Here is a 21,629-nt window from a genome sequence, read left to right on the forward strand (position 1 = left end):
TTATCCTTGATGAGAATAAGGAAAAGAATGAACGGCCATGAAATCGGGATGAAGCGTACAGCATCAACAGACCATCTTGGCGGTGGTTGCAGGCCGAGTACTACAGCCAGTAAAGGGCGGTTGCAGCCAGCAATATGCGTCCCTGCGGGGTATGCAAGACCGGGCCGCGCAAGCTTTCGCTGAGAGAGCGATTAAGGCAGTTCATGCTGTATTACGGTAATAAAAAATCCCGACAACCGTAAAGGCTCGTCGGGATTTTTTGCAGGAATGTTTCAGTAGTTTATTTCGCGGTTTTCTTGGCAGCGACCTTCTTTGCTGCCGGCTTTTTCGCTGCCACTTTTTTTGCCGCTTTCTTGGCCGGTGCTTTTGCCGTCGATTCGGCGGCACCCTCTTCCACCTCGGCGGCTGCCTTGCCCTTGGCCGGCGCTTTTTCCTTGCGCGGTTCGAACTCGAAGCTCACCTTGCCATCCTTGCCCTTGACCAGATAGGCCTTGAAGGCGCGGCGTGTGCGTTGCGAGATGAAGCCGGGCAGCAGATCGGTCTTGCCGTCGTTGAGCAGCTTGCGCATCTGCTCGGGCAGGATTTCCTGTTGCAGGATGATGCGGCCGCTGCGGAAATCACAGGTCTTCGGTTTGGCAACCGAGTTTTCGCAGACATAAGACAGTGGTTGTTCGTACACGCCACCGGCACATTTCGGACAGGGGCCGAGCGAGGTTTGATCGCTGAAATCAACCGGTTCTGCGTTCTCGTCATCGTCGTTCTGGCCGAAATCGAATTCGAGTTTGAAGTTGTTGATGTCTTCATCGCGTGAGATTTTCAGCACGGCAGCGAAGGGGCGTCCCATCTTGGAGCGGAAGCCTTGCAGCGGTCCGATGGTGCGATTGGCTAGCAACTCTTCGACTTCGGCGATCTCGAACTGGCGACCACCGGGAACCTTGGTCATCGAGAATTCGCATTTGGTGCAGGCAAAGCGACGATAGTTTTCCTTCACCACGCCGCCGCAGTTGGGGCATGGTGTCTGCAAGGTCGTGTAGTCGCCGGGAATCGTGTCGTTGTCGTATTCCTTGGCGCGCTTGACGATGATCTGCGCCATCTGCGCAATCTCGCGCATGAATTCGTCGCGACTGATGTTGCCGCGCTCGATCTGCGACAGCTTGTACTCCCATTCACCGGTCAATTCGGGTTCCGTCAGTTCATCTACACCGAGGCCGTGCAGCAGTGTCATGAGCTGGAACGCCTTGGCAGTCGGAATCAGTTCACGACCTTCGCGCAGCAGGTATTTTTCGGTCAGCAGACCTTCGATGATGGCCGCGCGCGTGGCTGGTGTGCCGAGGCCTTTGCCGGCCATCGCATCGCGCAGTTCACCGTCATCGACGAGCTTGCCGGCCCCTTCCATTGCCGACAGCAGCGTGGCTTCCGAATAGCGTGCTGGCGGTTTGGTGACGAGGCCGTTGGCAACCACCGATTCGGTCTGCACTTTTTCATCCTTGGCGACCGGAACCAGATTGCCGCTGTTTTCGCCATCCTTCTCTTCATCCACATCCTTGCCATAGACCGCCAGCCAGCCCGGATTGGTCAGCACCTTGCCTTCGGTCTTGAACTGATGGCCCGAAACTTCGGTAAAGCGCGTTGTGACCTGGAATTCGGCAGCCGGGAAGAAGATCGCCATGAAGCGGCGCGTCACGAGGTCGTACAGTTTCTGTTCCGGCTCGGACAGATTCTTCGGCGCTTGCGTGGTCGGAATGATCGCAAAGTGATCGCTGATCTTCGTGTTATCGAAAATGCGCTTGTTCGGCTTGACCCAGTTATTCTTGGTGATCTGCTTGGCGAACTGGTGGTAGTTGTTGTTCTCGGCCAGATTTTCCAGCGTTTCCAGCACGGTCGGCAGATAGTCTTCCGGCAGATGGCGCGAATCGGTACGTGGGTAGGTCAGCACCTTGTGCTTTTCATACAGCGCCTGCGCCAGACCCAGCGTGTTCTTGGCCGAGAAACCAAAGCGTGCATTGGCTTCGCGTTGCAGGCTGGTCAGATCGAACAGCGCCGGTGCCATCGAGGTAGTCGGCTTGGATTCTTCCGTAACCACGCCGATCTTGCCACGGCAGGCGGCGACGATCGATTCGGCTGCAGCCTTGCTCCACAAACGTTCGGCACGTTTTTCGGGATCGGTTTCGTCCTTCTTGAACTTGGTGTCGAGCCAGCGGCCTTGATAGATACCGGCGGCGCAGACGAATTCGGCGCGCACTTCCCAGTAATCGCGCGGGATGAATTTCTTGATCTTTTCTTCGCGCTCGACCACGATCGACAGCGTTGGCGTCTGCACGCGACCGACGGTGGTCAGGTAGAAACCGCCTTCCTTTGAATTGAAGGCCGTCATGGCGCGCGTGCCGTTGATGCCGATCAGCCAGTCGGCTTCGCTGCGGCTGCGTGCGGCATCGGCCAGCGGCAGCATTTCCTTGTCGTCGCGCAGGTTCTTGAACGCTTCGCGAATCGCGGTGGGCGTCATCGATTGCAGCCACAGGCGCTTGATCGGTTGCTTGGCTTTTGCATATTGCGCGATCAAACGGAAAATCAGTTCGCCTTCCCGCCCCGCGTCACATGCGTTGATGAGGCCGGTGACATCCTTGCGCTTGATCAGCTTGTTCAGTACCTTGAGGCGCGATTCGGTCTTGGCAATCGGATTCAGCGCGAAGTGCGGCGGGATCATCGGCAGATGGGTGAAGGTCCATTTGCCGCGCTTGACGTCGTATTCCTCAGGTACCGCGATCTCGACCAGATGGCCGACGGCGGACGATAGAACGTATTCGTCGGATTCGAAGTACTCATCGTGCTTGGTAAAGCCGCCGAGCGTCTTCGCGATATCGTTCGCGACGGATGGCTTCTCGGCAATGATGAGAGTTTTTGTCATATTAAATAGAGAATCTCGAAAGAAACGCGACAAACTGCGCGCAGTGCGCCTGAATGAACTTGCCGGAAAGACAGGTTTCAGTGCGGTACGGGAAAGATACGAACAAGTCGGACCCGTCAAGCGGGCAATGATAAGCGTGTTGCGACAAAAACCGCAAGCGGCAGCCGGCTGAAGGCGTTGAGACGGGGTGTTTCTGCTGGTTTGTTGCCGGAAAGGCCACGCCGTGGGCATGGCCGGCAATGCGGATCAGTGCAGCATGCGTGGCGGCGCATCTTCGTCATCGACGAACAGTTCGTCAAAGATCAGACCGTCCGGTTCCTTGCCTTGGCTCCACAGCACCATCAGAACGATGACCTTGAGCTTGTCGAGCGAAATCGGTGACTCGGCGGCAGCCAGTGCACGTTCGACGATGATTTCGCGCTGCACCGGATTGATCAGCTTGGCTGATTCGAGAAATTGGATGAAGCCGATGCCGGGCGTGCCGATCACATCGATCTCGCGGTTGACGTAAAGGCGGAAGCCGAAGGAAAACGCGGTCTGGTGCGGGAAGGAGTCGGAGTAGGCGTCGTTGGCTTGTGCCAGCGCCGTGAGCCAGCCCAGTGCCTTGGCGATTTCGTCTTCCTCGAAACCAATGGCGGAAAGTTTCTTCACCAGCACATCGGATTCCGGGCAGGCATCAGGCCGGTAATAGGTTTCGTACAAATAAACTAGAACATCAAACATGGCTTCACCGTAGCGCTTGGGTTAGGGAAACATTCCGGAAGAATGTCGCCAGGATCGGATGCACAAAAGTCATGTTCACATCTTCATGACACCAGCGGCAGATCAAGTAGCGCTTACTTGGTCCAAGCATACCTGAAAATATCCGGGGTCGAAAAAAAAGACGGGGTTTGTTGCGCGGGCGCGATGTTCAAAAGGAAAACAAATGCCAGGATGAAAAGGCTTTCGTTTGCAGGATGGCATGCAAGCATGTCGCACCAGCAACGAATCGGCACAAAGTGGTGTTGGTAACGCTTAATCGAGGCGACGCACCATGCCGCCGGGCAGCATTTCGGCGCGTCCTTCGAGTTCGAGATGCAGCAGCTCGGTTTGGATTGCGGCTGCATCGAGCGCGCAGCGCGTGGCAAGTGTATCGATATGCACGGGATCGAATCCCATTGCCTGCAAGACCGGATGATCGATGGTGATGTCCGGTATGGCATTGTTTGTGGACATCGTCGCCGCGCCTTGCGGCAGGTATTGCAGTTCTTCGAGAATGTCCTGCGCCGATTCGACAAGCTTGGCACCCTGCTTGATCAATTGGTGACAACCTTTCGACAGCGGCGAATGGATCGAGCCGGGAATGGCGAACATGTCTCGCCCCTGTTCCGCTGCCATGCGTGCCGTAATCAGTGAGCCCGATTGCAGCGCCGCTTCGACCACCAGCACGCCGCGTGCAAGGCCGCTGATGATGCGATTGCGGCGTGGGAAGTTGCTGGCAATCGCCGGTGTGCCGAGTGCGTATTCGCTGAGCAGGCAACCCTGTTCGGCAATGCGATGCGCAAGCGCACGATTGCGCGCCGGATAAACGATATCGGCACCAGTGCCGATGACGGCAATCGTCGCGCCCTGTCCTTGCAAGCCGCCTTGGTGTGCGGCCGTATCGATGCCGAGCGACATGCCGGAAACGATGGTCATGCCAGCCTGGCTCAAGGTTTCGGAAAACTTGCCGGCATTGGCGATGCCTTGCGCGGTGGCATTACGGCTGCCGACCACGGCCAATGCTGGTTGCGCCAGCAGGGCATGCTGACCCTTGGCGTACAGCAGGATCGGCGGATCGGGAATTTCGAGCAGTTGGCGCGGGTAGTCGTGATCGGCCAGTGTGAAAATCCGATTGCCGGGTTGTGCCGCCCATTCCTGCGTGCGCTCGCGTTGCTGCGATTGTTCTGTGGAAGGCGACGTCAGCAATGCGCGCGCGATGCGTTCGCTAACGACTTTGCAAAGGGCGGCATGATCGGCGGCGAAGATTTGTTCTGGCAGGCCGAATGCCCCGAGCAGTCGCCTCGCGGTTTCGCTGCCGACGCCCGGCGTCTGCAGCAAACGCAGCCACATCGCGAGATCATCTTCAGGCCACTGCATGCGGACCTGATAAGACATTGCTTGCGCGCGGGTAGGCGATCATCCGTGTCGCTTATTCAGGCGAGCTGACGACGTCGCCAACCTGCACCGTATCGCGTACCTGCAACACCAGCCCATAGCTGATGTTGTTGAAGACACGGAAAACGAACAATCGGCCATAACGTTCATCCGGCAGCTTGATGGTTTCCTTTTCAGTGCTGGTGCGGTCACGCATGGTGCGGCCCAAACGCTGCAATTCCAGCACGGTGCCAATGTCGAGGCCATCGTTGCGACCACGATTGATGGTGACAATCTGGTTCTGCCCGGCTTGTGAAACGCCGTTGTAAATCGAGACGATTTGCCCTTGCAGTGGCTGTGCAGGTGGATGTGGCACATAGTTGATAAAGGGTGTCGGTTCGATCGGCAGCAGGCGATCGCCCACGCCCATTTCCTGCTTGACGCTGGTGACGACGAAGGTATGCGGCTGGTTTTCTTCGGTGCTGGTGCGCTTGAGCAGCATGGTGCCGAGGAAGGCGGCTTCGTAGCCGATCACCTTGCCGGTCGAAGGATCCTTGAGCGGTTTGCCGGAGCGGAAGACGCGGAATTCCTTGTTGTCGCCCAGATCGCCGCGTACATACGCCGTGTCATCATTGCCGACGACGACGCGCTGTTCACGTGTGGCGACGATGCGCGGCGTGCCGGCCAGTTCATCGGCATCGACAATCAGCGGCTCGGTCAGGAACTGGCCGATCTCGCGCAGCGATACCGACGCGATGGCCTGATTGCCAGCTTCTTCGCTACGAATGCGGGGAGACAGGCGTACGGTCGCTGTCGCGCCGTCTGCGGCGCTTGCGCTACCGTCACCGATGCGCAGGCGACCTTGGGCGCGATCGAAATAGACGATCTGCCCCGGATAGATCCAGTGCGGATTGCGAATCTGGTCGCGATTCAGGTTCCAAACCTGTGGCCAGCACCAAGGTTTTTCGAGAAAACGTCCCGAGATGTCCCACAGCGTATCGCCGCGCACGACCACGTGACGGTCCGGCGCATCGGCGCGGAAGGCGCAACGTGCCACATTGGCGTCGGTGCTGGTCTGGGCTTGGGCTGTAGGAACGAAGGCGGAGGCAAGTACGAGGAGAAGGGCAGCTGTGCTAAAATTTTTCATGGTGTGTCCGGTTGTTTCGACCAATTCTGACGCCATTTGAGTCGTGTGCTGCTGCAGGTATCGAACGAGCATCCTCGTCGAAAAACTTGCCGTGGTGAATCAAATTCTGCACACAAACTGTTGAAACAGCAAGAAAGCCCGTCAACCCTTCATTACCCTGTTGCGCAAAAGCCCGTATGTCTTTACTGCCTATCCTGCGATATCCCGATCCGCGTCTGCACAAGGTTGCCAAACCGGTGACCGTGTTTGATGCGCGCATCAAGAAGCTGGTCGAGGACATGGCCGAAACTATGTACGACGCGCCAGGCATCGGCCTGGCGGCGACGCAGGTCGATGTGCATGAGCAAGTGATCGTCATCGATACCTCGGAAGCGCACGATCAGTTGCGCGCCTATATCAACCCTGAAATCCTGTGGGCCAGCGAAGAAAAGCAAGTCTACGACGAAGGCTGCCTGTCGGTGCCCGGCATTTACGATGGGGTCGAACGTCCGGCACGGGTCAAGGTACGTGCCTGGGATGTGGACGGTCAGCCATTCGAAGTCGATGCCGATGGCTTGCTGGCGGTCTGCATTCAGCACGAGATGGATCACTTGCTGGGCAAGGTCTTCGTGGAATACCTGTCGCCACTCAAGCGTAATCGCATCAAGACCAAACTTGTCAAGGAAGAGCGCGAACTGGCGCGCAGTGCACAGCGCACAGCGTCACGCTGAACGACTTCCTTGCATCGAGCGGGCGACGCGAAGAAACAGGCGCGGTCGCCCGTTTTCATTTTCATTTCTGCGGATGCGATTGCCATCATGAAAATCATTTTTGCCGGTACGCCGGAATTCGCCGCCGTCGCTCTCGCTGCTTTGCATGAATCCGGCTTCGAGATTCCGCTGGTTCTTACGCAACCCGATCGCCCTGCCGGACGCGGCATGCAATTGCAGGCATCTTCCGTCAAGCAGTTTGCCGTTGCGCATGGTATTCCGGTGGCACAGCCAGTCTCGCTGCGACTCGATGGCAAGTATGCCGAGGTGGCGGCCGAGGCGCATGCGCTGTTACGCAATACGCCGCACGATGTGATGGTGGTGGCCGCCTATGGCTTGATCCTGCCGCAATCGGTGCTCGATATTCCTCCACTGGGCTGTATCAACATTCATGCTTCGCTGTTGCCGCGCTGGCGTGGTGCGGCACCGATTCATCGCGCGATCGAAGCTGGCGATGCGGAAACCGGCGTGACCATTATGCAAATGGAGTTGGGCCTGGATGCCGGCCCGATGCTGTCCATGCGCGCCCTGCCGATTGCGGCTGACGATACGACTGCCAGCCTGCACGACAAGCTGGCCGCGTTGGGTGGCGAGATGATCGTCGATACCTTGCGCCAGATGGAAAATGGGCCGCTCACGGCAACGCCGCAGCCTGACGGTGCCAACTATGCCGCCAAGATCGCCAAGGAAGAAGCTGCGCTTGATTTCACGCAGCCGGCAGCAGTACTGGCGCGCAAGATTCGCGCGTTCATGCCGTTTCCTGGCGCATCGGCCGATTTCGACGGCACGGCAGTCAAGTTCTGGCGCGCCGAAGCTGTGGCCTGCGGCGACTGGCAACCGGGCCAGGTGATTGCCGCAAATGCGCAGGATGGTGTGCTGGTTGCGTGTGGCGAGGGCGCATTGCGTGTGACGGAATTGCAGAAGCCCGGTGGCAAGCGTTTGCCAGCGGCTGAATTTCTCAAGGGGTTTCCGCTGGAAGGCGGTCAATTCTGCTAATGGCAGATGGCGGCAAATCCTTGATTTCACGTATAATTTTGCCTTTGCGCCGATTTGATTGAACAGATCAAACCAGCTTGCGGGCGCAGGACGGCAACGTGCCGTTCATCCAAATACTGCTAAAGCGGCGTTGGTGCGAAACCCGGTCCGACTGCAGGCCGGGTTTTTTGCATTTGATGCCGCCATGACATTGCCAGAGAAACGATGATGAAAACCGCTCCTTCCGATACCGAAGTCCTCCTGCGCGAATTGATGGCCAAGCGCATCCTGATTCTGGATGGCGCCATGGGTACCATGATTCAGCAGTACAAGCTGACCGAGGAAGATTATCGCGGCACGCGCTTTGCCGATCTGGCAGCAGCCGGTGTTGCGGTGCCGGAAGGACGCGAATTGTTTGTCAAGGGCAATAACGAATTGCTGTCGCTGACGCGGCCCGATGTCATCAGCACGATTCACGAACAGTATCTGGCCGCCGGTGCCGATCTGATCGAAACCAATACCTTCGGTGCCACCACGGTCGCGCAGGACGATTACCACATGGCGCATCTGGCCTACGAGATGAACGTGGTCTCGGCCAAGCTCGCGCGCGCTGCCTGCGACAAGTATTCGACACCCGACAAGCCGCGCTTCGTGGCCGGTGCGCTCGGCCCGACGCCGAAGACGGCTTCGATCTCGCCCGACGTCAACGATCCGGGCGCGCGCAACGTGACCTTCGACCAACTGGCGACGGCATATCTGGAACAGACGCGCGCGCTGGTCGAAGGCGGTGCCGATGTGCTGCTGGTGGAAACCATTTTCGATACGCTCAACTGCAAGGCAGCCTTGTTCGCGATCGACCAGTTCTTCGAGGAATCGGGCAAGCGCCTGCCAATCATGATTTCCGGCACTGTCACCGATGCGTCGGGCCGCATTCTCTCGGGCCAGACCGTGCCAGCCTTCTGGCATTCGATTCGTCATGCGCGCCCGTTGACGGTTGGCCTCAACTGCGCGTTGGGGGCCGCGTTGATGCGCCCATATGCGGAAGAATTGTCGAAGATTGCTGACACCTTCGTCTGCATTTATCCGAATGCGGGTTTGCCGAATCCGATGAGCGATACCGGGTTCGATGAAACGCCGGATGTCACCTCTTCGCTGCTGGAAGATTTTGCCAACAGCGGTTTCGTCAACATTGCCGGCGGCTGCTGCGGTACCACGCCCGATCACATTCGTGCGATTGCCGAAACGGTCAAGTCGATTGCGCCGCGCAAGATGCCGGAGATCGAACCGACGCTCAAGCTGTCCGGCCTGGAGCCGTTCGTCATCGATGATCAATCGCTGTTCGTCAACGTCGGCGAACGCACCAACGTCACAGGCTCGAAAGCGTTTGCGCGCCTGATCATCAACGAGCAATACGACGAGGCATTGGCTGTCGCACGCCAGCAGGTCGAGAACGGTGCGCAGGTCATCGATATCAACATGGACGAAGCGATGCTGGATTCGCAAGCGGCCATGACGCGTTTCCTGAATCTTGTCGCCTCCGAGCCGGATATCGCGCGCGTGCCGATCATGATCGATTCGTCGAAATGGAATGTGATCGAAGCCGGCTTGAAATGCGTGCAGGGCAAGGCCATCGTCAACTCGATCTCGATGAAGGAAGGCGAAGAAAAATTTCTGCACGAGGCGCGCCTGTGCCAGCGCTACGGTGCGGCGGTGATCGTCATGGCCTTTGATGAAAAAGGCCAGGCCGATACCTTCGAACGCAAGATCGAGATTTGCGGTCGAGCGTACTGGCTGCTGGTCAACGAATTGAATTTCCCGCCGGAAGACATCATCTTCGATCCGAACATCTTTGCTGTCGCAACCGGTATCGAAGAACATAACAACTACGCGGTCGATTTCATCAACGCGGTGCGCTGGATCAAGGAAAACCTGCCACGCGCAAAGATCAGCGGTGGTGTGTCCAACGTGAGCTTCAGTTTCCGCGGCAATGATCCTGCGCGTGAGGCGATTCACACAGTGTTCCTGTATCACGCCATCAAGGCCGGCATGACGATGGGTATCGTCAACGCCGGCATGGTCGGCGTGTACGACGATTTGCCGGCCGAGTTGCGTGAACGTGTCGAAGACGTGGTACTCAATCGTCGGGAAGATGCGACCGAACGCATGATCGAAATTGCCGCCACACTCAAGGCTGGCGACAAGAAGGAAGAAGCCACGCTCGAATGGCGTGCCGGCACGGTGCAGCAGCGCCTGTCGCACGCCCTTGTTCATGGCATTACGCAATGGATCGTCGAGGATACCGAAGAAGCGCGGCAGGAATTGCTGCATAACGGCGGCCGTCCGATCCACGTGATCGAAGGCCCGCTGATGGATGGCATGAACGTGGTCGGCGATCTGTTCGGTCAGGGCAAGATGTTCCTGCCGCAGGTTGTCAAATCCGCGCGCGTGATGAAGCAGGCCGTGGCACATCTGATTCCTTTCATCGAGGAAGAAAAGCGCCAACTCGAAATCGAAACCGGCGTGGTGTCCAAGCCCAAGGGCAAGATCGTCATTGCGACCGTCAAGGGCGACGTGCACGACATCGGCAAGAACATTGTTTCGGTGGTCCTGCAATGTAACAACTTTGAAGTCGTCAACATGGGCGTGATGGTGCCGTGCGCAGAGATCCTCGCCAAGGCGAAGGAAGAAAATGCCGACATCATCGGCTTGTCCGGTCTGATCACACCATCGCTCGAAGAGATGGCTTACGTCGCCAAGGAAATGCAGCGCGATGAATATTTCCGTGGTCTGCGCATGCCGTTGCTGATCGGTGGTGCGACGACTAGCCGTGCACATACGGCGGTCAAGATTGCCAACAATTACGAAGGCCCGGTGGTGTATGTGCCGGATGCGTCGCGTTCCGTCTCGGTCGCACAATCCTTGCTGACACCAGAACAGCGCGATGCCTATATTGCTGAAATTGCTGCCGATTACGAACGTATCCGCGAGCAGCACGCCAACAAGAAGGTGACGCCGCTGCTGACGCTGGCTGAGGCGCGTGCAAATCGCATGCAACTGTCGTTCGAAGGTGCCGAAAAACCGGTCAAGCCGAAGTTCATCGGTCGCCGCGAATTCCGTAATGTCGATCTCGCGACCATTGCGCGCTACATCGACTGGGGCCCCTTCTTCCAGACCTGGGATCTGGCCGGCCCTTTCCCTGCAATTCTGACGGATGAAGTTGTCGGTGAAGCCGCGACCAAAGTTTTCGAAGAAGGCAAGGCATTGCTCAAGAAAGTCATTGATGGCCGCTGGTTGACCGCCAATGGCGTGATCGCCCTGCTGCCAGCGAATACTGTCAATGACGACGATATCGAGGTCTATACCGACGAGTCGCGCAAGGAAGTTGCCTTTACGTATTACGGTGTGCGGCAACAGACAGTCAAACCGGTCGTCGACGGGGTACAAAGGCCCAATCAATGCCTATCCGACTTCATTGCACCCAAGGCATCGGGTGTGGCCGATTACATCGGCCTGTTTGCGGTGACCGCCGGTCTGGGCATCGAGAAGTATGAAAAGCGATTCGAGGATGCGCACGACGATTATTCGTCGATCATGCTCAAGTCGCTGGCCGACCGTCTGGCCGAAGCCTTTGCCGAGTATCTGCATGAACGCGTGCGGACCGATCTGTGGGGCTACGTGGCAGACGAAAAGCTGAGCAATGAGGAATTGATCAAGGAAGCCTATCTCGGCATTCGTCCGGCACCTGGCTATCCGGCCTGTCCCGAACATACCGTGAAGGCCGATATGTTCAAGGTGCTGAAGGCGGAAGAGATCGGCATGATGCTGACCGATTCCTTTGCGATGTTCCCCGGTGCTGCTGTGTCCGGTTTCTACTTCGCCCATCCGCAAGCCAAGTATTTCGTGGTGGGCAAGATCGGCGACGATCAGGTGACCGACATGGCCGAGCGACGCGGGGTTTCCAAGGACGATGTGGAGCGCTGGCTGGCTCCCAATTTATGACGATATAGACCATGCGCACGAGAATAATCTGGAAAGATCGCAGCAAGAAAAGCAAATTCCTGATTATCCTCGGCAGCGTCGTGGCGACACTGGCGGTCGTTCTGTTGTTCCTCAATTTCTCGATGGGACAGAAAAAGGTGCAGGAAGAGATTCCGCGTCTGTATTCCATTGACGATCCGCAGTTCGAGCGCAGCATGGGCGCGCTGCTTGGTCCGGCAATCGTCCACGGCAACCGCACGCAGGCGCTCATCAATGGCGAGGAAATCTTCCCGGCCATGCTCGAAGCGATTCGCGGCGCACAGAAATCCATCAATTTCGAAACCTATATCTACTGGTCCGAAGCGATCGGCAAGGAATTTGCCGAAGCCTTTGCCGAGCGTGCGCGTGCCGGCGTCAAGGTGCATGTGCTGATCGATTGGGTCGGTAGCAGCAAGATGGAGCAATCCTATCTCGACATCATGGAACAGGCTGGTGTCGAGGTGCGCAAATACCATCCGCTGAAGTGGTACAACGTCGCGCGCATCAACAATCGCACGCACCGCAAGTTGCTGGTAGTTGATGGCAAGATCGGTTTCACGGGTGGTGTCGGCATTGCCGGCCAGTGGACCGGCAATGCACAAGACCCGGATCACTGGCGAGATTCGCACTATCGCGTCGAAGGGCCGGTGGTGGCGCAGATGCAGGCGGTCGCCATCGATAACTGGATCAAGACCACGGGCGAGGTGCTCGACGGTCCCGATTATTTCCCGCCACTGGAAGCGGTGGGCGACCATCACGCGCAAATGTTCAGCAGTTCGCCACAGGGCGGCAGCGAAAGCATGCGGCTCATGTATCTCATGTCGATGACGGCGGCGCAAAAGACGCTACATCTTTCCATTTCGTATTTCGTGCCGGATGACATGACGCGCCGTGTACTGATCGATGCCGCCAAACGCGGCGTGAAGGTGCAGATCATCGTGCCCGGTGAACATATGGATGTGGATGTGGTGCGACGTTCGTCGCGCGGCATGTGGGGCGAGTTGCTACAGGCCGGCATCGAGATTTACGAATACGAGCCGACCATGTATCACTGCAAGGTCATGATCGTCGATGGCTTGATGGTCTCGGTCGGCTCCACCAATTTCGACGATCGTTCGTTCCGGCTGAACGATGAAGCCAATCTGAATATCTACAACGCGGCATTTGCCGCCGAGCAGATCAAGGTGTTTGAAGACGATCTACGCCACGCGCATCGCATCACGTATGAAGAATGGCAAAACCGGCCGTTCAGCGAGAAGGTGCACGAGCGCATTGCATCGTGGCTGGGGCCGTTGCTGTAGGCAAGGTTGCCAGCAGAATTTTCGACGTTATGCTGGCGTAGTACCCGTTTAGTCCTGCGGCAAGCCGTCGATGAAGACCTTGAGTTCACCCGCCTTGAACGAAGTCCAGGTTTCGTTGGTGGTCAGCGGTTCGGTGACGATGATGGCGACGCGGTCGTTGGGCGTCGTCACTTCGGAAAAATCCACCTTCATGTCTTCATCGCTGAGTACAGCTTCGGCAAACGGGTACTTGCGCACGATGTAATGCAAGTTGGTCGAGCAGTGTGCAAACAGCGCCGAGCCGTCCGACAGCATCATGTTGAAGGTGCCGTGTTGGGCGATTTCTTTTGCCAGCTCGGCAATGGTGGCGGTGAGTTCGGGCAGCATCGGCAAGGCATCGTCAAAGCGACGACGCAGTTCCTGCAGGATGTAGCAGAAAGCCGCTTCGCTATCGGTGGTGCCGACCGGTTGATACGGACCATTCAATTCGGGCGTGAAATTCTTCAGGTCGCCATTGTGGGCGAAGACGAAATAGCGGCCCCACAGTTCGCGCACGAAGGGGTGGCAGTTTTCCAGCGCTACCCTGCCCTGTGTCGCCTTGCGGATATGCGCAATCACGTTTTTGGACTTGATCGGGTAGTTGCGAATCAGGTTGGCGATCGGTGAGCGCACGGCCGCTTCGTGATCGACGAAATGTCGAACGCCTGCCCCCTCAAAAAACGCAATGCCCCAGCCATCCGCATGATGGTCTGTACCGCCGCCGCGCGTTGCGAATCCCGTGAAACTGAACACGATATCGGTCGGGACATTGCAATTCATTGCGAGCAGCTGGCACATGGCGGAATACGAAAAGATGGCGGGAAAACGGCACACACAGTATCACGATCTGCAGGCGCATTGCATGTTATGGATGCTCGTGATTCGCTATGTACAGTTGAGGGAGGTGCTGCATCAGAACGTTGCCGGCAATTGCACACGACAACGCCAGAGCCCGTGGCCGGAAGCCAGGTATTTGGCTTCGAATGGCGTGATCGCCGGTAGTGGCAGGTAAGGTTCGGCTTGTACGGATACGCCGCCAAGTTGCGTGAGTGCTGCGGCAAATTCATCAATGTAGATGTGCCAGTTACTGCGACATTCGATGGCACCGCCCAGCGCGACAATCGTCGGGAAAATGGCATGCCCATGCCAGCGCCGCGCCAGATGGCCGATCTTGGGCCACGGATTGGGATACAGCAGATATTGCCGTGCCGGGGCAATGCGTTCTGCATGCAGCAGGCGCCAGTAATCGACGAGATCGGCGCGTACACGAATCTGATTGACGGGTAGTTCGCCTTCCCAATGCGTGTGTCGCGACAGGCGATCGGCTGACTGGTCGATACCGATGACGAAATGATCGGGGAAAGCTTGGGCCAGATGCAGGGTGGACAGGCCGACCCCACATCCGGTATCGAGGATCAGAGGCTTGCTGCCCGCCGCTTGCCATGCCTGCAGGCTATGCAGGAAGGCGTTGCGGTTGTATTCCAGTATGGGCTTTTGGAAAACGTGTGCGGCATGGCGGGCGACGAGATCGCCCAATTGTTCATGCATGCCAGTCTGGCTGCTGGTGATAGAAGAGGAATTGGCAAACATGGAGCGAAGCAAACAAGACGCTGAAAACAGAAATGCCTGCATGATCGTTGCCGAACATGCAGGCATTTCACCGCGATGGAACAGCAAGCAAGAGCAGATAAATCCGACTTGAAGCCATCAGTCTAGCGCAGCTCGTGAAACGCTTGTGACACGAGTGTCGGGCGTCGACTAGGTGCAGGCCATACAGTTAATGTGAAACGGTTTGCAACGACCGATCCATCTTGCTCGTTGCGGTGAAGCAGGAGCACTATCAGTGATAGGTTGTCGGATGATTCATCATCATGTCATACGAACCCAGAAAGTCATCGATCTCTTCCTGTGTTGGTTCGCTGGCGATCAGCTCGCGCACGTTTTGCCTGAACAGTTCGGCCATTGGACCGGCGATGAAGATTTCGCGTTTTGCCGGTTTGTCCATGATTTCATAGCCGCCAAATCGCAGCGCATCCATATCATCATCAACACCAAACTCCACGACGCTGTACTGCTCGCTGTTATAAATCAGATTCATAACATTCTCCCGTTGCTGTCACGATCAGAGCGATCGCGTTGTTAGGAACATGGCCCTTGAATGCAGAATTTCAAGATTGCCTACGTGCATGCATACAGCTTTCGTCTTCTCTTGCTTCTTGCCTTGATTAACGGTTGAAGACGCAAAAGGTTGAGCAAGAAGGGTGCCTTGTCACAAATTTTCATGCGCCTTCATGCAAGAGACAGCAAAAACGGGAAGAAAGTTGCTGTTTCCTTATGGCAATACCATATCTTCGTGCAATCTCAGCCACGTATCGTAGGGCGGTGAGCCGAGCGCTGCGCGCAACTGTGGCAGGTGGCTGGCATTCGAGATGGCAATGAACAACTGGGCGGGTTTGCTGCGCAAAAGCCGGTTGAGGGTGACGCGCATGACCAGATTGCCGGTGCAGCACAGACAGCCGGGTGCGATGCGTTGCAGTTGGAGGTGAGGCGGTTGGGTAGAGCTCTGAACATCGAGCCGCGTGGTGCCGTCCGGCAAGCCTTCGATGATGACGGCTGTGACAAGCGCAGGATCGAGTCTGGCTTGAATGGCGGCTTCGCGATCGGCAGCACGGCCGCCTGTCACGATCGTGACAGGGATCATACGCCCCGCTTGGAAGCTTTTCCTGGTTCGACACCCAATTGCTTGAGTTTGCGATAGAGGTGAGTGCGTTCAAGCCCTGTTTTTTCTGCCACGCGCGTCATGCTGCCGCCTTCACGGCCCAGATGATGTTCGAAATACGCGCGTTCGAAGGCATCACGCGCTTCGCGCAAGGGCAGTTCGAAGGAGGCCGTGAAAAAGTGCATGTCCGGCCCCGATGCCGCGGGCGCAGATGCGGTAGCACTTGCATACACGGGCAAGGGTTGTGGCGCAGGACTGCTGTCGGTCGTCACATGGCGTACTTGCAGCGCGGTGTCGGCAGTTTGTGCGATCGGTGCGCGTACTGGCGGCATGGCAGAACGCGCTGGTTCCTGTCCGCGCGAAAGTCCCTGTTGCACGGCCTTGAGCAGCTTTTGCAGCGAAATCGGTTTTTCGAGGAAATTGAGCGCACCGATGCGTGTTGCTTCGACGGCGGTATCGATGGTGGCATGGCCGGACATCATGATGACGGGCATGGTCAGCAAGCCATCGCGTTGCCATTCCTTCAGTAGCGTAACGCCATCGGTATCCGGCATCCAGATATCCAGCAATACGAGATCGGGTTTGGTTGCGGCGCGTTCCACGCGGGCCTGATGTGCATTTTCGGCCGTGGTGACGACATGCCCTTCATCGCCGAGAATTTCGGACAGCAATTCCCGGATTCCCATCTCATCGTCAACAACAAGGATATTGGCCATCAGTTTGTCCTCTTCGATTGTCTTGCGTGCATTCCCGGCGCTTCTATGGCTGTTGCTCTCAGGAAGATAACTTTAACAGCAAAATTGCCACTCTTGCACCTGTCCCATCGGTGCGATTGCGTACATCGATACGTCCGCCGTGTTCTTCGACGATTTTTTTCACCATCGGCAGCCCAAGACCGGTGCCGCGTGGTTTGGAAGTGATGTACGGTTCAAATGCGTGCGCCAGAATCTTGGAAGCAAAACCCGGGCCGTTATCCGTAATGGTCAATTGCACGGCATTGCTGACGGCGCCATCCGCACTGCGATAGTGAATTTCTTCAGTAATGATATCAATGCGCGGGGCGGCCTCGCCGTTGACCGCACGATCATGATTGGCTTTCTCGGCGACGGCATCTTGTGCATTTTGCAGCAGGTTGTGAATCACTTGGCGCAATTGCGTGGCATCGCCCATCACCTGCGGCAAGCCATCGGCCAGCGAAGCATGGATGATGTCGGCACCATCGCCAGCCAGGTACAAATGCAGGATTTCCTCGATCAGTGCGTTCAGGTCCAGCGCTGAGAGCACGGCCGGCGGCGTGCGTGCATAGTCGCGGAAATCATCGACCATGCGCTTCATCGCCGCGACCTGATTGACGATGGTTTCCGTACTGCGTTCGAGTATCTGCGCATTGCTTTCGTCGAGCTTGCCGTCGAGCTTCATGTGCAGGCGTTCTGCAGCCAATTGGATTGGCGTCAGAGGATTCTTGATCTCGTGCGCTAGGCGACGCGCGACTTCGCCCCAGGCGACCGAGCGCTGGGCGGAAATGACATCCGAAATATCATCGAACACGACGACATAACCGCTCTCGCGAATTGCCGGCAGGCGCGAGCCACGTGCCAGCAACACGATGTCGTTGTCGGCCTCGTTGCTGCCACCGCTGCGGCGCGGAATGTCGACTTGATGCTGCCAATGCAGATTTGCATCGACATTGCCGGCAGCGGTGCGTGCACTCAGCGTCGAGAACGATTGCGTGATGACTTGCGCAAAGTGTTCGAGACCCGGAATCTCCTGCAGCGGCTTGCCGATGTATTGCGAAAAATCGTGCTGCAGGATGCGTTCGACCGATTCGTTGCAGGTAACGAGATGGAAATGACGATCCAGCACCATCACGCCGGCCGACATGTTGGCCAGTACCGATTCCAGATACGCCTTGGCCGATTCCAGTTCGGCGCGATTGCGTTCGACCGAGGCACGTGCATCGAAAAGCTGACGCGTCATGGTGTTGAACGATTTGGTCAGTGTGCCGAGTTCATCGGAACTGGCGACGATCGGACGTGGCGACAGATTACCTTCAGCCACCGCCTTGGTGCCTTCGGCCAGCAGCAACAGCGGTTTGGCCAGATCACCAGCGATCAGAAAGGCTGCCGCAATCGCGCCGAAGATCGCCAGTAGCAAGGTGAGCGTCAGCGTGACGATATAGATCTTTCGCAAGCCCGTACGCGCGAGGTAGCGTTCCTGATATTCGCTGTAGGCGACGCGTAGCGATTCCGCATTCTGTGCGAGTTGTTCCGGTACGGGTTGTATTAGTTGCAGATAACGTTGTTCGGTTTGCAGCGACCAGGCTCGTGACGAAACCGGGATTTCCACCAGCACGCGCAAGCGCAGACTCGGCGAATGCGCAGCCGGTGCGGTGATGGTGTTGGGCGCGTTGACGGCGCTGTTGCCATCCTGGAACTCGTTGGTGCCCTCGATGACGCCGTAACTGCGCGTCAGGCGTGCCTGGCGCATCATTTCCGAGGTCGGAAAATCGGGCATCAGGGAATTCAGTTGTGAACCCGAACTGGCAACCATCTGCCCGGTGCTGGTCACGATCAGGGCGTCCTGAATCAGGTTCTGATCGCGCATGCGCGACAGTTGTGTGATCTGCGTGGCATCGGACATGTCGGACAGTTCGAGTGCCATGCTGCGCGCCTTGCCCTGCAATTCGCGTAACGATGAATCCAGCGCCGAGCGCCCAAGGTTGAGGCCGGCCTCAAGCGCCGATTCCACCCGCACATCGAACCATGACTCGATCGAGCGCGAGACGAATTGCACCGAAACGGTATAGATGAGCACACCCGGCAAGATGCCGATCAGCGCAAACAGCATCACCAGTCGCGCCATCAGCTTTGAGCCGAATTTGCCGGCGCGGTAGCGCTTGTAGAGTCGGAACAGCAACAGGCCAACCAGGCCGAGCAGCGACGCCGCCACCACGGCATTCAGGATCAGCAGCCAAGGATAATTGCGTTCGAAGAGATTGGAATTTTCGGAGGCCGATGCCAGCAGGAACAGCATGATGCTGACGACGGCGCCACCGACAACCAGCAAATAGCGTAGCAGCCTCGTCACACCCTACTCCGCCTTAAAGGTAAAGCGTTGCCAGTCGGAGGAAAGGCGCCAGTCGCTGCTGTTCATCGCATGGACCTGAAACGGCTTCGGCAATTGGGCAACATCGAGTTGCATGCGTACGGCAACTTCATAGGTCTCGCCGGGCTTGAGCGTATTTTGATCGGCCACCAGCCAGCGATTCGGGCGACGTACCATGGAGAGCGCGTCGTCCAGAGAAGTGAAGCTCTGATGAATGCGGCCGGTCATGGCGGCATAGTATTGGCGTGTCAGCACGTTATAGGAAATGCGCACGGTTTGCGTGCGCGACACTTCCTTGGAATCGAACCACAACCAGCGCGGACGAATGATTTCGACCTCGGTGGTGAAATACAGAGGGATACCGCGCGCCAGGGCGTCTTCGAGGCCCCGATTGAGTTCAAGGTCGTATGCTGCCGACAGCCGATAGCCTTCTTCCGAATTTTCGAGATGCACATCGCGAACCGTGACGCCATCCGCATGGGCAGCAGATAGCGGCAGCATGCAAGTCAGCAGCAGGAGCGCGCACAGCAGGAAGGAAGAAAAGGTTCGTCGGCTTTTCACGCTATGGATGGCCCGTGTGGGCCGATATAGGGGTTTGTCTTTGGCGAGAAATCATGACGCCGTTTTTTGAAACAGCGCGTAGAACAAGCCGTCGTGATCCTGTTCATCCGTCGCGGTCGGCAAAAGCTGGCCGGGTGCTGGCAGGCGCATCGCATCCGAATGGCGTTGTGCAAACGCAGCCGCCTGCTGTTCCGATTCCTGCGGCCATACCGAGCAGGTCACAAACAGCAATTTACCATCCGGCTTGAGCATCTGCCAAAGGTTGTCGAGAATGTCGCGCGCCACTTCAGCCAGTTGCACTGTATCGGTCTTGCGCCGCAGCCAGCGAATATCCGGATGCCGACGCACGATGCCGGAAGCAGTACAGGGCACATCGGCCAGAATGCGATCGAAGCATGTGCCATCCCACCAGTCGGTGAAAGCGGCATTGCCCTGCTTCAGCGTGGCATGCAATCCCAGACGTTGCAGATTTTCCTCGACGCGCTTGAGGCGTTGCGCATCGTGATCCAGCGCCAGTACCTGCGAATCGGCCTGTTCCAGAATATGGCCGGTCTTACCGCCGGGGGCGGCGCAGGCGTCCAGCACGTGCATGCCATCCTGTACATCCAGCAAATCGGCAGCCAGTTGTGCGGCGGCATCCTGTACGGACACCCAGCCTTCGGCGAAACCGGGAATCGCCTGCACTGGCGTTGCCAGCGCGAGCCGGATGGCGTCCGGTCCGATTTGCGTTGCGGCGATATCTTGTGCGGCAAGGCGGTGCAGATAATCCTGCGCGGTCAGATGGCGGCGATTGACGCGCAGTGTCAGGGGCGGTGCGTGATTGCCGGCATGCAGCATGGTTTGCCAGCGACCGGGATAGGCCGAATGCAAGCGATCAATCCACCACGTTGGATAGTTGTAGCGCGCAATCGGTGTGCGCAGTACCTCTTTCATCAAGGCATCGCGTTCGCGCAGGAAGCGCCGCAGAATGGCATTGACCATGCCTTTGGCATGCGCCATCGTGGTATCGGATGCCGCCGCCGTTACCGCCTGATCGACCAGCGTGAAAGCGTTGTAGTGCGGCCCATCATTTTGTTCGTCATCGGATAACAGACCCAACGCGCAGCACAGCAGGGCATGAAGCACGGCCGGTTCGGTCTGGCGCGATGTCATGCTGTTGAGCAAGGCTTCGGCGCGGCCCATGTTGCGCATCGTATGGAAGGACAGATCCTGGCTGGCACCACGAGCCTGTGGTGGTGCGGAAGTCTGCCGCCATACCTTGTCCAGTGCCTGCGGCAGCGCCACACCCGCGCCAACGGCAGCAATGGCTTGCGCAGCGCAATGCAGACTGAAAGCCAGGGAATCGAAGGGAAGTGGTGATGCGGTTGACGACATGGGCTCGGTGTTCGACAGCAAGAAAAACTTGTCTGTCGTGAAAATCGGGACGGCAGCCATTGTAACGGTCAATGCTGCTGACGTGCGATCTCGCTTGGTTGTGCATGAAAAGAAAACGGCACGCCTTGGCGTGCCGTTTGAGGTAATGCTTCGCCTCACATTTTCTTCACATGAATAATGTACGCTTAAGGAAGCACACCCCACAACACATCCTGATTTTCCTTGTTGGCGGCTTTCAGCATTTCCAGAAGAGGGAATGCGCGCGACGAAAAGGTAACGGTTTCAGGTTGTTCATGTTCGTTGTCATCGCCATGTTCGCCATGATGCGTGACGATGTCGCGCTGGATGGCTTCGGACGCGGCATGAGCTTCATGTGCCTTGGAAGTCTTGATTTCGGATTCGAGAATCCGGATGGCGTTGGCAGTTTCTTCTGCGGTAATAACGCCACGCTTGTGATCTTTATGCAGGAGATCGAGAATCCGGTTGGCGTGTGCTTCATACATGACAACTTCCGCACTGGCCCTGGATTTGAATGTGACTAGCATGAGCGCCTCCTTGTTTTATAAGCGTGATTAAAAGATATCACGATTTTCTGCAGCGCAATAGCACTACCCGCATCGTGCAGCGAGCATCGATTCACTCG

Annotated in this window: 19 protein-coding genes; 6 read left to right on the forward strand and 13 right to left on the reverse strand. The window is 57.3% G+C overall.

The window, feature by feature from the left end; translation table 11 throughout:
- Nucleotides 1-280: 280 nt before the first annotated feature.
- From QZ725_RS09145 to QZ725_RS09160, 4 genes are all read right to left on the reverse strand, one after another.
- On the reverse strand, nt 281-2,905 hold the full coding sequence (locus QZ725_RS09145; protein WP_293778743.1) for a DNA topoisomerase III: 2,625 nt from the start codon (nt 2,903-2,905) through the stop codon (nt 281-283).
- A 246-nt stretch (nt 2,906-3,151) separates the two neighbouring features.
- On the reverse strand, nt 3,152-3,628 hold the full coding sequence (locus QZ725_RS09150) for a DUF494 family protein (protein WP_293778745.1): 477 nt from the start codon (nt 3,626-3,628) through the stop codon (nt 3,152-3,154).
- 291 nt (nt 3,629-3,919) lie between these two features.
- Nucleotides 3,920-5,041, reverse strand: coding sequence for a DNA-processing protein DprA (dprA, locus tag QZ725_RS09155; protein ID WP_293778747.1), 1,122 nt, complete (start codon nt 5,039-5,041; stop codon nt 3,920-3,922).
- Between the two features lie 34 nt (nt 5,042-5,075).
- Nucleotides 5,076-6,167: a LysM peptidoglycan-binding domain-containing protein gene (locus QZ725_RS09160; RefSeq protein ID WP_293778750.1), complete on the reverse strand. Its 1,092-nt coding sequence runs from the start codon at nt 6,165-6,167 to the stop codon at nt 5,076-5,078.
- A 176-nt stretch (nt 6,168-6,343) separates the two neighbouring features.
- Between QZ725_RS09160 and def the strand changes: the two genes are divergently transcribed.
- The 4 genes from def to cls all read left to right on the forward strand — a co-directional run bounded on the left by def (nt 6,344) and on the right by cls (nt 13,209).
- On the forward strand, nt 6,344-6,877 hold the full coding sequence (def, locus tag QZ725_RS09165; protein ID WP_293778752.1) for a peptide deformylase: 534 nt from the start codon (nt 6,344-6,346) through the stop codon (nt 6,875-6,877).
- An 87-nt stretch (nt 6,878-6,964) separates the two neighbouring features.
- Complete coding sequence (gene fmt / locus QZ725_RS09170) at nt 6,965-7,912, forward strand: methionyl-tRNA formyltransferase (protein WP_293778754.1); 948 nt, start codon at nt 6,965-6,967, stop codon at nt 7,910-7,912.
- A gap of 204 nt (nt 7,913-8,116) precedes the next feature.
- On the forward strand, nt 8,117-11,890 hold the full coding sequence (gene metH, locus QZ725_RS09175; protein ID WP_293778756.1) for a methionine synthase: 3,774 nt from the start codon (nt 8,117-8,119) through the stop codon (nt 11,888-11,890).
- A gap of 11 nt (nt 11,891-11,901) precedes the next feature.
- Nucleotides 11,902-13,209 carry a cardiolipin synthase gene (cls, locus tag QZ725_RS09180; RefSeq protein ID WP_293778758.1) on the forward strand — a complete coding sequence of 436 codons (1,308 nt, stop codon included), beginning with the start codon at nt 11,902-11,904 and terminating at the stop codon, nt 13,207-13,209.
- Between the two features lie 48 nt (nt 13,210-13,257).
- Here the strand turns inward: cls and QZ725_RS09185 are convergent, their stop codons facing one another.
- Nucleotides 13,258-14,025, reverse strand: coding sequence for a class II glutamine amidotransferase (locus tag QZ725_RS09185; protein ID WP_293778761.1), 768 nt, complete (start codon nt 14,023-14,025; stop codon nt 13,258-13,260).
- Between the two features lie 114 nt (nt 14,026-14,139).
- Entirely contained in the window at nt 14,140-14,775 is a 636-nt protein-coding gene (locus QZ725_RS09190; RefSeq protein ID WP_293778763.1) for a methyltransferase domain-containing protein, read from the reverse strand.
- Between QZ725_RS09190 and QZ725_RS09195 the strand changes: the two genes are divergently transcribed.
- Nucleotides 14,774-14,929, forward strand: coding sequence for a hypothetical protein (locus tag QZ725_RS09195; protein ID WP_293778764.1), 156 nt, complete (start codon nt 14,774-14,776; stop codon nt 14,927-14,929). The two genes, QZ725_RS09190 and QZ725_RS09195, sit on opposite strands and share 2 nt — an antisense overlap.
- Before the next feature lie 138 nt (nt 14,930-15,067).
- On the opposite strand, the gene QZ725_RS09200 is transcribed toward QZ725_RS09195, so the two are convergent.
- From QZ725_RS09200 to rsmB, 6 genes are all read right to left on the reverse strand, one after another.
- On the reverse strand, nt 15,068-15,325 hold the full coding sequence (locus QZ725_RS09200; RefSeq protein ID WP_293778766.1) for a DUF3567 domain-containing protein: 258 nt from the start codon (nt 15,323-15,325) through the stop codon (nt 15,068-15,070).
- Nucleotides 15,326-15,559: 234 nt separating this feature from the next.
- Nucleotides 15,560-15,928: a GTPase gene (locus QZ725_RS09205; RefSeq protein WP_293778767.1), complete on the reverse strand. Its 369-nt coding sequence runs from the start codon at nt 15,926-15,928 to the stop codon at nt 15,560-15,562.
- Nucleotides 15,925-16,662 carry a response regulator gene (locus QZ725_RS09210; protein ID WP_293778769.1) on the reverse strand — a complete coding sequence of 246 codons (738 nt, stop codon included), beginning with the start codon at nt 16,660-16,662 and terminating at the stop codon, nt 15,925-15,927. Before QZ725_RS09210 ends, QZ725_RS09205 begins: the two co-directional genes overlap by 4 nt.
- Before the next feature lie 58 nt (nt 16,663-16,720).
- Nucleotides 16,721-19,033, reverse strand: coding sequence for an ATP-binding protein (locus tag QZ725_RS09215; RefSeq protein ID WP_293778770.1), 2,313 nt, complete (start codon nt 19,031-19,033; stop codon nt 16,721-16,723).
- A gap of 3 nt (nt 19,034-19,036) precedes the next feature.
- Entirely contained in the window at nt 19,037-19,552 is a 516-nt protein-coding gene (locus QZ725_RS09220; protein WP_293778931.1) for a DUF4390 domain-containing protein, read from the reverse strand.
- A gap of 111 nt (nt 19,553-19,663) precedes the next feature.
- The gene (gene rsmB / locus QZ725_RS09225) at nt 19,664-20,986 is read right to left on the reverse strand and encodes a 16S rRNA (cytosine(967)-C(5))-methyltransferase RsmB (protein ID WP_293778771.1); all 1,323 of its coding nucleotides are present in this window, start codon (nt 20,984-20,986) and stop codon (nt 19,664-19,666) included.
- Between rsmB and QZ725_RS09230 the strand changes: the two genes are divergently transcribed.
- Nucleotides 20,985-21,164, forward strand: a complete 180-nt coding sequence (locus QZ725_RS09230) for a hypothetical protein (RefSeq protein ID WP_293778772.1) — start codon at nt 20,985-20,987, stop codon at nt 21,162-21,164. The two genes, rsmB and QZ725_RS09230, sit on opposite strands and share 2 nt — an antisense overlap.
- A 7-nt stretch (nt 21,165-21,171) precedes the next feature.
- Here QZ725_RS09230 and QZ725_RS09235 read toward each other — a convergent pair whose 3' ends face one another.
- Nucleotides 21,172-21,531 (reverse strand): DUF1840 domain-containing protein, encoded by a 360-nt coding sequence (locus QZ725_RS09235; protein WP_293778775.1) that lies wholly within the window; start codon nt 21,529-21,531, stop codon nt 21,172-21,174.
- Nucleotides 21,532-21,629 lie beyond the last annotated feature (98 nt).

The sequence above is a fragment of the uncultured Oxalicibacterium sp. genome (genome assembly GCF_913776015.1).
Lineage (GTDB): Bacteria > Pseudomonadota > Gammaproteobacteria > Burkholderiales > Burkholderiaceae_D > Oxalicibacterium.

Bases quoted from the DNA above. Each gene is read 5' to 3' on its own strand.
- rsmB (WP_293778771.1), bottom strand. From the start codon at position 20,986: ATGTCGTCAACCGCATCACCACTTCCCTTCGATTCCCTGGCTTTCAGT.
- metH (WP_293778756.1), top strand. From the start codon at position 8,117: ATGATGAAAACCGCTCCTTCCGATACCGAAGTCCTCCTGCGCGAATTG.
- QZ725_RS09145 (WP_293778743.1), bottom strand. From the start codon at position 2,905: ATGACAAAAACTCTCATCATTGCCGAGAAGCCATCCGTCGCGAACGAT.
- QZ725_RS09200 (WP_293778766.1), bottom strand. From the start codon at position 15,325: ATGAATCTGATTTATAACAGCGAGCAGTACAGCGTCGTGGAGTTTGGT.
- QZ725_RS09220 (WP_293778931.1), bottom strand. From the start codon at position 19,552: ATGCTGCCGCTATCTGCTGCCCATGCGGATGGCGTCACGGTTCGCGAT.
- dprA (WP_293778747.1), bottom strand. From the start codon at position 5,041: ATGTCTTATCAGGTCCGCATGCAGTGGCCTGAAGATGATCTCGCGATG.
- def (WP_293778752.1), top strand. From the start codon at position 6,344: ATGTCTTTACTGCCTATCCTGCGATATCCCGATCCGCGTCTGCACAAG.
- QZ725_RS09160 (WP_293778750.1), bottom strand. From the start codon at position 6,167: ATGAAAAATTTTAGCACAGCTGCCCTTCTCCTCGTACTTGCCTCCGCC.
- QZ725_RS09230 (WP_293778772.1), top strand. From the start codon at position 20,985: ATGGGCTCGGTGTTCGACAGCAAGAAAAACTTGTCTGTCGTGAAAATC.
- QZ725_RS09150 (WP_293778745.1), bottom strand. From the start codon at position 3,628: ATGTTTGATGTTCTAGTTTATTTGTACGAAACCTATTACCGGCCTGAT.
- fmt (WP_293778754.1), top strand. From the start codon at position 6,965: ATGAAAATCATTTTTGCCGGTACGCCGGAATTCGCCGCCGTCGCTCTC.
- QZ725_RS09195 (WP_293778764.1), top strand. From the start codon at position 14,774: ATGCCAGTCTGGCTGCTGGTGATAGAAGAGGAATTGGCAAACATGGAG.
- QZ725_RS09190 (WP_293778763.1), bottom strand. From the start codon at position 14,775: ATGCATGAACAATTGGGCGATCTCGTCGCCCGCCATGCCGCACACGTT.
- QZ725_RS09205 (WP_293778767.1), bottom strand. From the start codon at position 15,928: ATGATCCCTGTCACGATCGTGACAGGCGGCCGTGCTGCCGATCGCGAA.
- QZ725_RS09235 (WP_293778775.1), bottom strand. From the start codon at position 21,531: ATGCTAGTCACATTCAAATCCAGGGCCAGTGCGGAAGTTGTCATGTAT.
- QZ725_RS09210 (WP_293778769.1), bottom strand. From the start codon at position 16,662: ATGGCCAATATCCTTGTTGTTGACGATGAGATGGGAATCCGGGAATTG.
- cls (WP_293778758.1), top strand. From the start codon at position 11,902: ATGCGCACGAGAATAATCTGGAAAGATCGCAGCAAGAAAAGCAAATTC.
- QZ725_RS09185 (WP_293778761.1), bottom strand. From the start codon at position 14,025: ATGTGCCAGCTGCTCGCAATGAATTGCAATGTCCCGACCGATATCGTG.